General features: G+C 65.9%; 11 protein-coding genes and 1 pseudogene. 6 read left to right on the plus strand and 6 right to left on the minus strand.

What is annotated here, in order from left to right; genetic code table 11:
- From ACESNG_RS15750 to puhC, 6 genes and pseudogenes are all read left to right on the plus strand, one after another.
- Positions 1-186: pseudogene (locus ACESNG_RS15750) on the plus strand (magnesium-protoporphyrin IX monomethyl ester (oxidative) cyclase); the annotation flags it as partial.
- 6 nt (positions 187-192) lie between these two features.
- Positions 193-1,656: a BCD family MFS transporter gene (locus ACESNG_RS15755; protein WP_373062804.1), complete on the plus strand. Its 1,464-nt coding sequence runs from the start codon at positions 193-195 to the stop codon at positions 1,654-1,656.
- 27 nt (positions 1,657-1,683) lie between these two features.
- The gene (locus ACESNG_RS15760; protein ID WP_373062806.1) at positions 1,684-1,884 is read left to right on the plus strand and encodes a hypothetical protein; all 201 of its coding nucleotides are present in this window, start codon (positions 1,684-1,686) and stop codon (positions 1,882-1,884) included.
- Complete coding sequence (gene puhA, locus ACESNG_RS15765) at positions 1,884-2,426, plus strand: photosynthetic reaction center subunit H (RefSeq protein ID WP_373062808.1); 543 nt, start codon at positions 1,884-1,886, stop codon at positions 2,424-2,426. Before ACESNG_RS15760 ends, puhA begins: the two co-directional genes overlap by 1 nt.
- Positions 2,423-3,091, plus strand: a complete 669-nt coding sequence (gene puhB / locus ACESNG_RS15770) for a photosynthetic complex putative assembly protein PuhB (protein ID WP_373062810.1) — start codon at positions 2,423-2,425, stop codon at positions 3,089-3,091. The genes puhA and puhB overlap by 4 nt, the downstream gene beginning before the upstream one ends.
- A gap of 102 nt (positions 3,092-3,193) precedes the next feature.
- Entirely contained in the window at positions 3,194-3,646 is a 453-nt protein-coding gene (gene puhC / locus ACESNG_RS15775) for a photosynthetic complex assembly protein PuhC (protein ID WP_373062812.1), read from the plus strand.
- A gap of 28 nt (positions 3,647-3,674) precedes the next feature.
- Here puhC and ACESNG_RS15780 read toward each other — a convergent pair whose 3' ends face one another.
- The 6 genes from ACESNG_RS15780 to ACESNG_RS15805 form a co-directional block, all read right to left on the minus strand.
- A complete protein-coding gene (locus ACESNG_RS15780) occupies positions 3,675-5,288 on the minus strand; it encodes a hypothetical protein (protein ID WP_373069681.1) in 1,614 nt (537 codons plus the stop codon).
- Positions 5,285-6,598 (minus strand): hypothetical protein, encoded by a 1,314-nt coding sequence (locus ACESNG_RS15785; protein WP_373069683.1) that lies wholly within the window; start codon positions 6,596-6,598, stop codon positions 5,285-5,287. Before ACESNG_RS15785 ends, ACESNG_RS15780 begins: the two co-directional genes overlap by 4 nt.
- 3 nt (positions 6,599-6,601) lie before the next feature.
- On the minus strand, positions 6,602-8,026 hold the full coding sequence (locus ACESNG_RS15790; RefSeq protein WP_373062818.1) for a protein kinase domain-containing protein: 1,425 nt from the start codon (positions 8,024-8,026) through the stop codon (positions 6,602-6,604).
- The gene (locus ACESNG_RS15795) at positions 8,002-9,033 is read right to left on the minus strand and encodes a protein phosphatase 2C domain-containing protein (protein WP_373062820.1); all 1,032 of its coding nucleotides are present in this window, start codon (positions 9,031-9,033) and stop codon (positions 8,002-8,004) included. Before ACESNG_RS15795 ends, ACESNG_RS15790 begins: the two co-directional genes overlap by 25 nt.
- A gap of 3 nt (positions 9,034-9,036) precedes the next feature.
- The gene (locus tag ACESNG_RS15800) at positions 9,037-9,678 is read right to left on the minus strand and encodes a VWA domain-containing protein (protein ID WP_373062822.1); all 642 of its coding nucleotides are present in this window, start codon (positions 9,676-9,678) and stop codon (positions 9,037-9,039) included.
- A gap of 229 nt (positions 9,679-9,907) precedes the next feature.
- A partial coding sequence (locus ACESNG_RS15805) for a photosynthetic reaction center cytochrome c subunit family protein (RefSeq protein ID WP_373069685.1) occupies positions 9,908-10,253 on the minus strand: 346 nt, incomplete at its 5' end.

The raw sequence follows: 10,253 nt of genomic DNA on the forward strand, positions 1-10,253 counted from the left end.
CTGCTCGGTCGCATGTGGCAGAACACCGACGCGATGCGCAAGGCGGAAGCGCGGGGCGGTATCGTCTCGACGATCAAGGTGACGGCGCTCAAAGCCGCCAATGCGCTCATCTTCCTCCGGTTGTTCCTGCAGCCGGCGCACAAGCAGGCATTGCCGGCGGACGTGCGCATGCAGCCGGTCTGGTGAGTTTCGATGCTTGAACCGTCGGTGAAGACGTCCTCCCGCTCCGTTCGTAGGTGGCAGCGCTTGGGCACGGGTTTCCTGCCGTTCGCCGATGTGGCGACGGCGGAAATGCCGCTCAGTCGGCTGCTGCGCTTGTCGCTCTTCCAGTTATCGGTGGGGATGGTGCAGACGCTGTTCGTCGGCACGATGAACCGGGTCATGATCCTCGAGCTGAAGGTGCCGGCATCGTTGGTGGCGATCATGCTGGCAATTCCGCTTCTCGTGGCGCCGTTCCGCGCGCTGATCGGGTTTCGGTCCGACACGCATCGCAGCATCCTGGGATGGCGGCGGATTCCCTACCTGTGGGGCGGCACGCTTCTGCAGTTCGCGGGGCTCACCATCATGCCCTTCGCGCTGCTGGTGTTGTCCGACGGACCGCGCGTGGGCCCGTGGTGGACTGGCTACGCGGGTACCGCGGTGGCCTTCCTGTTGGTGGGTGCGGGCGCGCACACAACGCAAACGGCGGGCCTCGCGCTCGCCACCGACATTGTGAGCGAAGACAAGCGGCCGCGAGTCATCGCGCTCATGTACCTCATGATGCTGCTTGGCACGCTCGTAAGCGCGCTCATTCTCGAGTCGGCGCTGCGCGACTTCTCCCCGTTCAAACTTATCCAGGTCATTCAGGGAACGGCGCTGTTCACGATCGTCGTGAATCTGATCTCGCTCTGGAAGCAGGAAGCCCTGCAGCGTGGCGTCGTCGAGTACCAAAAGGGGGAACGCCGACCGATGTTCCGCGAGGCTTGGCGGACCTTCTCGGCGGGCGGGCAAGCGGTGCGGCTGCTCGTCGCATCCGGACTCGGATTCTTCGCCTTCAACTTGCAGGATGTGCTCCTCGAGCCCTACGGCGGTGAGATCCTGGGGCTCACGGTATCCGAGACGACGTTGCTCACCGGCATCATGGCGTTCGGCGCCATCATCGCCTTCGGGCTCTCGGCGGCGATGCTCCGCCGGCATCACGATCCCATTCGGTTGGCCGCGCTTGGAGTGCTGGTCGGCATCGCGGGCTTCGCCATGATCGTCTTCGCCAGTCCGCTCGAGTCACCGCTGCTGTTTCGCGTCGGAGTTGCGCTGATCGGCTTCGGCGAGGGCTTCTTCGGCGTCGGGACCCTGTGTTTCGCGATGGACATGCGGGACGCCTCCCAGCACGGCATCGCGTTGGGCGCGTGGGGTGCCGTGTTCGCCACCGCCGAAGGCCTTTCATTTGCGCTCAGTGGCGTGATGAAGGACTGGTTGTCGAACTTGGTACAGCGCGGCGCGCTGAGTCCCGGACTCAACTTGCCATCTGTACCGTATTCGGTAGTGTATCACATGGAAATTCTCGTGTTGTTCGCCACCTTGGTAGCCCTTGGCCCCCTCGTCGCCCGTCGCGCCGCCGGTCAGGCCGTGCGTGACCGCAGCCTACGTCCGTTCGGGCTGGCTGACATCCCTGCTTGACCACCCTTCAACGCCGGAGTTCTTGTGATGCAGTATATCGACGGTGCGCAGATCACCCTGTACGCGTTCTGGATCTTCTTCGCGGGGCTCATCATTTATATCCGGCGTCAAGATAAGCGCGAAGGGTATCCTCTCGAGTCCCCGCAGGGCCCCCGAGAAGGGTGGCCGAAGGGGGCAGGCCCCAAGACCTTCATTCATCGTCCGCATGACGGCGAGGGTTCACACTGATGACTGAGATCAACGCGGTGCCCGTCGACAATTACAACGGCTCCCCACTGGTGCCAACGGGCAATCCAATGCTGGCAGGCGTGGGTCCGGGATCCTGGGCCAATCGCGCCGACGTGCCCGATCGCACCTTCCACGGAGCGGCGAAAATTGTCCCGATGCGGCTTGATCCGACGTTCACCGTAGCGAAAGGCGATCCTGACCCGCGCGGGCTTCCGGTCTACGCACTCGATAAGGCGATCGCCGGAACGGTGCTCGAGCTTTGGGTGGATCGCTCCGAACCGCAGGTGCGTTATTACGAAGTGCAGCTTACGGGAAGCGAGCGTCGTGTCATGCTCCCCGCCGGATACGTGCAGTGGCCGAATTTCGGGCTGTGGGGCAATGATCGCCTCTTGGTGCGGGCCATCACCGCTGCGCAGTTCGCAGACGTGCCGGCCATCACGCGTGACGACCAAATTACCCTGCTCGAGGAGGACAAGGTGATGGCGTACTATGCCGGTGGTCACCTGTACGCAACGGCGAGTCGGAGCGAGCCGCTCATATGACCGAAAACGGTGCGGCACCTGCCGCGTACATCCGCGGCGTGCCGCACCCGTTGCCCGCCGGAGAACACGTCCTGTGGGAGGGCGCGCCCGCCCCAGGTGCGGTGGCGACCCATGTCTATCATCGCCGCTTGATCGCGTTGTATTTCGCCGGTATGCTCGCGTGGTGGATGGCCGATACCACGGAGACCTTCGGTTCGTCGGCGTTTTTTGCCGGTCTGGGTGTGCCCATCGGACTCTCGGTGATCGTCTTGGTCATCCTGGAAACGCTCGCTCGCGTGACGGCGCGCACCACGTGGTACGCCATCACCAACAAGCGCATTGTGTTGAAGATCGGCATGGTCGTTCCGATGTCGATCAACCTGCCGTTCAGCCGACTCCAGTCGGCGGGGATCGCCGTCTTCAAGGACGGAACAGGACAGATCTTGCTGACGCCGCAGAAAGAGCATCGGCTCGCGTACATTGCGTTGTGGCCGCATTGTCGAGTGTGGAAGATCAACCACCCGCAACCGTTGTTGCGTGGGCTTATCGATGCGAAGGCGGTTGGAGCGATCCTCGCATCCGCTATTGCCGCACCATCCTCGGATCAGCAACCGCGCTTCGAGCGCATCGCCGCGCACGAGCCAACGCTGGGCGTCGGCGCCCTCGGCCATCCCGTCGGCGCGTAGTCGCGTAGATCGTACCCTGACTTCCAGCGCCCAGCACACGCTATGAACGGACCTATTCATTTCGAGCCGGAACCTGGGGCGCGCCCCGGGGCTCCAGAGGCGATGCATGTACCAAAGCCCGCTCTGTACATGGCTGGTGCGCTCGTTGTCGTCGTCTTCATTCTCGCCATTTCGGCGCGTTTTTTCGGCTTCGGCGCCTTTCGTGAGACGCCGTCGGTGGTCCTGGCGGAGCGCCAACTGACTTTCACCGATTTGAAGGATGGTGGCATTCTCGTCGAGGACGCGCAGACCCATGCGGTCGCGGCGAACCTCCCGCCAGCCTCCAACGGATTCCTGAGAGGCGCTCTGCGTGCCTTGACGCGCGAACGCTCGTTGGCGGGAATCGGTCGAACGCAGCCCTTCCGGCTGGTGCGCTACACTGACGGGCGGCTCGTTCTGCATGACCCGGCCACTACGCAACAAGTTACCATCACGAGTTTCGGACCGACGCAGATCGAGGCGTTCGACCAACTGTTGGTGCTCGGGCCGTCGCCGCAGTCGGTGGGCACTCCCTGAACAGGTAGCCGGCAACGGGCGTAGCGGGTCAGCGCGCGTCCTGGCGAACGCCGGAGGCATTGACCTGTACGGTGCAGGCTAGGTCGGCACCGGCGCGCATCCGTCGGAAGTAGACGATGCTCACAGTGAGCGAGAGCGTTCCCTCGTTCGTGAATCGACCGGTAAGGCGCGTGACGAGGGCAGTGCTTGTGCGAGCCTGATCGGGCACGATGCGCGACGTTGAGGCGAAGTTCCCGTCGGCGTCGACGTTGGCGGGAAAGTTCTGGCCGCCGACGAATGCGAGAAGCAGTGTGTCGGCGTCAGGAATGTGTGTCGCCAAGGCCTGATCGGTCGCACCCGGGGAACGTGTCCAGACCGACCCGCATTCGCGCGATCCGAGGGACGTCGCAGCGTCGTAACGCACCAAGTACCGGCCGCCGACGCCGCGCCGCCGAACGGACGAACCGCTGGATCGTGTGGCCGAGTTGTATGCTCCGCGAGACGCACCGTCGTCGGCACGTGAAGTCATCGCCGGCGACCGGAAGCGCACCGACGTGCCGAACTCGGTGATGATCACTTCGATGCTGTCCTTTCGAAACTCGTGACGAAGTCCGGTCTGCCCGTCGCGGAACACGACGACGCCGGCCCTGATCACGTCCACCCTTCCGGACATGCGTGTGCCATTCACGAGCTCGATCCGGTCGAAGGTCGCGGGAGCAACCTTCGGTTTCGTAAGTGCCGTTGCCGACGGGAGAACCGCTGCCCCCTCAGCTCGCCGCACGGGCTCGACCACGAGCATACGCGTGGCATCGTCGAGACGAGAAGACGGAACGCCCGAGATGCTGGTCGCGATCCTGGTGGGGAGGCCAATAGGTGAACTCGCCGAGTTCACGACCTCAGACGGCGCCGGCTTCGACACCGGACTCACCGCCGCCGCCGCGGCTGCGGCCGCCTCTTCAGCCTTGCGCGATTTCCGCATCCCGAGGCCGATGGTCACGATGAAGAACACGTACGACGCGGCGGCTAGCCACGCGATTCCGTACGCCATGCGTGTGCTGAGTGATGGGAACCAATTGATTGATTGCGCCGTGCTCGGGCGCGCCGGTGCAGCCATCGATCGTGACTGCGGTCTCGCCATGGACGACGCACCGGATCGACTCCTCGGCGCGATGATCGGCGTGGGCGGCATCCCACGGCGGGGGGCGGACGCTACCGCAGAAATCGCACTGCGCGCCGGCGGCGGCGTTCGCTCCGAGGTCGCGATACGCGGGACCGATGCGGTCGTCCCTGCCGCCCGCGCCGCCGGCGCGATCATCACCTGGTCGTCGCGGATAACGCCGAAGGACAATCCCCAACACTCGACCGCCCAGCGGGCCATCTCGGGCTGAACGAAACGTTCCGCAGACCAGCGCAGAATGAACGGCGAGACGACGGTGTCCCAGCGCGCGGGCTCCGACGCCAGATCAGACAGCTGCTGTCGGATCCCGCGTCGCACCGCCTCGAGCAGCAACTCCGCCAACGGGCGGGCATCACTGCCCGTCTCGTCCAGGAGTCGATTGCGAAACCTCGCCAGCGACTCATCGTCCCAGGCGGGCTCCCCTTCGCGAAGGAGCCGCCGCAGCGCCCCGCGGACGCGCACCCGCGGATCGACGAAGTCATTCACGGGCGAAGGCGCTCAGCGACGAGGTCCGCCATCGTGAGGCATGATTGCGTGCGTCTCCATCGAATGATCGCCTCGGTGGTTGTCTGCGTCTCGCCAACGAGCCCTGCGGTCGTGAACTGTCCCGTCATGCGAAAGCTCCATCGGACGCCATCCGTCGTGCCCGTTCGTATTCCGGACTCGAAGTGCCCATCCGGCGATAACCTCCCCTCCACATTACGGGACGCAATCGAGAACGAAAGCGTTCCCGGCGTGTGCGCGATCACCTCGATGGACGTGCGGCCTTGTGCGAGGGCGTCGGCGACCTGGGAACAGCTGGGAGTGCCGGAGACGGAGCGCACTCGCAGCGCCACGCGATAATGGCCACCAAGTCCTGCCGAAATGAGTTGCGCTCCCTCACCCGGCGCCGGCGCCGCGATCGCCATGGTTGGGGCAGAACGCCCCGCGGCGGACGCTGCCGCTATGGGTGTAACGGCCACTGCCGCCGGGAGTGGTGCCATGGGACTGACCGAGGCGCGGGCGATGGCATCGGGCGAGGAGCCGGCCGGGACCGCCGGGAGCACCGATGCCTCTGCTATTGCGGCCGCCTTGCGGTTCGCGATGCCGAAGGCGGCAGCCACGAACACACCGAGCAGCGTACATGCCATCACCGCTAACCAGATACGCTCGACGCGGCGTGCCTGCGCGACCATCAACGCATTGAGCGGCGGTCCAGACGTACGCCATCGGGGAGTACTGGCAGGGTGGGTTGTCTGGCCGGTGGGGTTGGCAGCTCCGCGTGCGCCAATCCGGAGGTGACCAGGCCCGCCGGCCCACGATGGAGGCTGTGGCCGACCGGGTGAGCTCGGCGACGTGGGGGAGGAGGCCTTTCGCGCACCGATTGTTGTCGGCATCCGGGTACCGGCAACCACCTCGAGACGTACGGGCGCCGGATCGGTCACGAGCTCGGGCCGATCAACGGTGGGCCGATCGACCCGTTCGGGTGCGATCTGTAGGGCGGCACCCCACGCGTCGACTACCCAACGTGCCACCTCAGGCTGGAGATATCGGGTGGCGACGATATGGTGCACCACGGGAGCGCGTCGCACGTGCCACGGCGTAGAAGGCTCTGGATCGGCGAGTCGGGCGCACACCAGCGGGCCGAGCGAGAGGAGCAACTCGACAAGTGGTCGGTGATCGCTGCCGCACTGATCGAGCACAAGGTTGCGGAACTGATCCGGGGCAGAAGCGAACAGCGCCTCGTGCGCGCGGTACGTCGTGCGGAACGCCGTCGTCGCGCGCGCGAAGAGATCGTATTCTGCCGGCACGGTCACGCTTCAGTGCAACAGGTCGAACCGCAGGACGCGCGCGGGGCGTTCGTCGCCGATACGAACCGTAGTGCCCGGCGTGCACTCGAGCGATGCGTTGCGCCCGATGGTCGGTCCGTCGATCACGTGCCAATCGGTCTCACTGGTGTTCACGAGCCACCACTTCCCGGCGTGCTGGGCCACATAGCCACGTGCGTCACGTACCGCGCGTTCATTGGGGAGCACGCCGACGCGCAGGTGCCAATCATGCAGCGCCAGATGATGCCAGAGCACAAGGACATCGCCCTCGTCGATCAGGGCCGCACCCGTGTCGCGCAGGTTCCGCGCCACGATGACAGGGCCGGCCACGCGTTCATCGCCACGCATCGACGTCATGGGGAGTCCCGGACCGATCACCGTCCATTGGCCGGAGGCCATCGGGTGCAGCAGCTGTAGCGTGCGGTACAACGCAAGCTCCCACTCCGCGGCGTCTGCGCGACGCGGCGGCGCATGCAAGCCATCGACGAACGTTTGCGTGAAGCAGCGCGCGAGATACGGACCGAGGCGCGTGAACGGCACTGTGATCGGCTCCGACGGGGGATTGCGTCGGTCCGTGGGATGTTCGACGAACAACGCCTTCGCTCCCATCGACAGGTGCTCGTCCTCCTCGGCCGACCGCGTGCTGTTGACCCGCTTCCCTCGCAGCGGGTGACGCTGCAGGAGCAACTCGTACAGCAGCACGGCAAGCGCGTGCTTGTCGGTCGCGATGGACGGTTGGGCCTTGCCGGCCAGCACTTCGGGCGCGATGTAGCCGGGCGTGCCGAGTACGGATGGCGGCGCGACGCCGGGCACGACGAGCGAGTCGATATCGATGATGCACGCTTCGCCACCTTTCGGATCGACCAATACGTTCTTGTTCGATAGGTCGGCGTGCGCGAGCCCCGCCATGTGCAGTCGTCGCACGGCGCGCGCGAGTCGCACGCCAATCTGGAGGCGCGTGAGAAGACTCCCCGTCTCCGCGAGGGGGACGAGCCTGGACGCCTTGCCGCCGGAGAACCAGCGGACCTCCTTCTCCTGACGCTGGCCGAAACGATCGGTGAAGTAGAACGACGGCTTGTAGGCGGGTATGACGACGGCGAGCGGCGGCCAGACGAGTTGCTGCCGTCGTGCGAAATCGAGGGGGACGGCGTGCGGGCCATCGACCATGCCGACCGGCCAACAGAAGTACGGCAGCCAGTACGCGCCGTTCGTGGCGAGCGTCGGATTGTACGTCGTCAGGATGCGCGTCAAACGATCGACGCGCTCGCGGCGATCCGAGAGGTGCCCATAGAAGAATCCCACGGCGTACTGACGGTCGCGCGTGAGAAAGACGCGCTTCTCCGCGCCGGTGCCGACGGGCTCGTCCTCGATCTGGAGGACACGCCCATCGGTCAGGCGGACGGCGACGATTCCCATGCGACGAACAGCGTTCGGTCGTCGTTCTCGCCGCGCTTCTCGAAAGCGAGCCACTCGAGCAGCGTGCGCACCGGATCGGGTGCACGGAGCACGTTGCCGCGCAGCGGCTGCGTCACACCGGCCGCTGCGGCATTGGCATCCGTGACGCCGTCCTGCAATTGCGAGACGAGCGCCGTCGCGTGACGGGCGAACGGATACCACGGATCTTCGACGCCGTCGCTGGCCGCGACGATCGCCTGCACGCCATCGAGCGATCGCACCGCGAACGATAGCCCAAGCCGCTCGACGGCACCGTCGTCGGGGAGAAAGTGGGTGACTTCGCCCGAGAACTCACCGGCGTCACCGGCGTGCGGCAATATGACATCCCCTTCGTGCGTGACGAGCGCGATGGCACCGTCTCCGACCTGGACGGACGCGAGCGCCCCCGCGTGTGACGCCACCAACAACAGGGTGGTCCGCAAGTCACGCAACGACAGTCCGGCGAGTTCGGCGAAGCGTCGCATGGCCGCGTTGGCTTCGCGGCCGGCGCGCTGCAGCGCTGGACCGACGGCCGACGCGGGCGCAGCTCCATGCTGCAGCGCCTCGCGCGTGGCGTGCGTCGCGGCATGGGTGGCGATCGCCGCACCCAAGCGGCTCCATGTCGCGGAGCCCGCGCCGTCGGCCACCGCGGCGCACCATCCGCCGGCGAAGGTGAGGACGGTGCCCGCATCCTCGCGGTGCTCGCCCCGATGCGCGTGCAGGCGTCCTCGCCGCGAGGCCACCACCAGCGACCACGGGCCCGCCGCCGTGCGCGTGCCGGCGGCCTCCATGGGCGCGTGGAGGCCGTCCGGCGGGCACAAGCCGGGTGCAACACTATCCAGGTACCCCAGCCAGCTCTCGGGGCACCACGGGCCTTCTGGAGGCTTCTCTGTCCACGTAGCGCGCGGCGTCCTGGTGTCGCTTGGCGGCGCTGCGGAATCGACGACTGATGCCCCAAGGTCGCCGTTCGACACTTCTGGTGTGGTCACGACTCAGGGAACGATCGTGATGCCGGGCGGCGGCGGCGGCAGCGTGATGCCGGCGCCGTCGGACAGCGCGCCGACCTTGGCACTCGTCTGCTTCACCGAGGCTGACACGAAGCGAAAGAACGCCTTGAACGCGTCGGGCGACATGTCCTGCATCTGGATCACGCTTTCCGTCACCTGCTTGAGCACCTGGGTATCCGCCTGATCACCGCACGCCACGGCAATGATGTTGGCGGGTCGCCGCTCGCGCAGCTGCTGCGCGTAGATGGGCCACTCCGTGTCGGTCGGTGCGCCATCGGAGAGGATGAACACCAACGGTCGCCAATCGCCTTTCACCTCGGCGGTGGTGCGCACGAGTTCGCGATCGAACACCTCGAGCAGGAGCCGTAATCCGTCGCCGAAGTGGGTGTTCCCGCTGGCCGACAAATCGGGCGGATTGAAGGCGGCCACTTCGGTCAGCGGCACTAATTGTTGCGCGCTATTCGCGAACGTGAGCACGGAGAGGTAGGCGCTTTCGATGGCCTGTGGATCTCCCATGAGGTCGCGATGGAGCTGACGGATGCCCGATTTGACGGACTCGATCGGCGTACCCTGCATCGAGCCGGAGACGTCGGCCATGATGTAGACCGGAAGGCGGCGGGTAGACACGTGCGCGGTGGGGAAGAGGGAAGATCGACGGGCCAATGGCCCGCACGGGCGAAACACGCATCGGTGCGCGACGCTGCAAGGCGTACGCCTAGCTCGTGAGAATTGATCCCGCGCTCTTGAGGGCTAAGGTCTTTGAACGCAAGACCCCGTGACGCCGGAGCGCCACGGGGGTGCCGCGCGGTGGGCCGGTGGCCCGTTGCGCAGCATTCGAGAAATGCGGGAAGAACCGCTAGCGCGTTCCGCTCGCCGATCCGCCGACCGGTACACCGGTGGTGGATGCGGCAGGAAGTGCGGCGGACTTCTTCACGGTGGTCACAATCCCCGCAGGCGCCTTCGAGGCGGTGTCGACGACCATGGTACCTACTCCCTTGAAAGGCACGCCGTTCCAATCCGGCCGCCCCCAGAGGGCAGGGTAATCCTTCACCATCTGCGCGCCGTACAGCGGCTTGTAGACACCGTTGTGGCACGTCACGCACTGTGCTTTCGGCGCGTCGCCCTGACTTCCGAGGCGCATCGACGGATACACGGGCTGCAACGGCGACAGGTAATTCTGGTTCACGTCGCGCAGCATGAGA

Source organism: Gemmatimonas sp. (assembly GCF_041689975.1).
Classification (GTDB): Bacteria; Gemmatimonadota; Gemmatimonadetes; order Gemmatimonadales; family Gemmatimonadaceae; genus Gemmatimonas.

Bases quoted from the DNA above. Each gene is read 5' to 3' on its own strand.
- ACESNG_RS15755 (WP_373062804.1), top strand. From the start codon at position 193: ATGCTTGAACCGTCGGTGAAGACGTCCTCCCGCTCCGTTCGTAGGTGG.
- ACESNG_RS15760 (WP_373062806.1), top strand. From the start codon at position 1,684: ATGCAGTATATCGACGGTGCGCAGATCACCCTGTACGCGTTCTGGATC.
- puhA (WP_373062808.1), top strand. From the start codon at position 1,884: ATGACTGAGATCAACGCGGTGCCCGTCGACAATTACAACGGCTCCCCA.
- puhB (WP_373062810.1), top strand. From the start codon at position 2,423: ATGACCGAAAACGGTGCGGCACCTGCCGCGTACATCCGCGGCGTGCCG.
- puhC (WP_373062812.1), top strand. From the start codon at position 3,194: ATGCATGTACCAAAGCCCGCTCTGTACATGGCTGGTGCGCTCGTTGTC.
- ACESNG_RS15790 (WP_373062818.1), bottom strand. From the start codon at position 8,026: ATGGGAATCGTCGCCGTCCGCCTGACCGATGGGCGTGTCCTCCAGATC.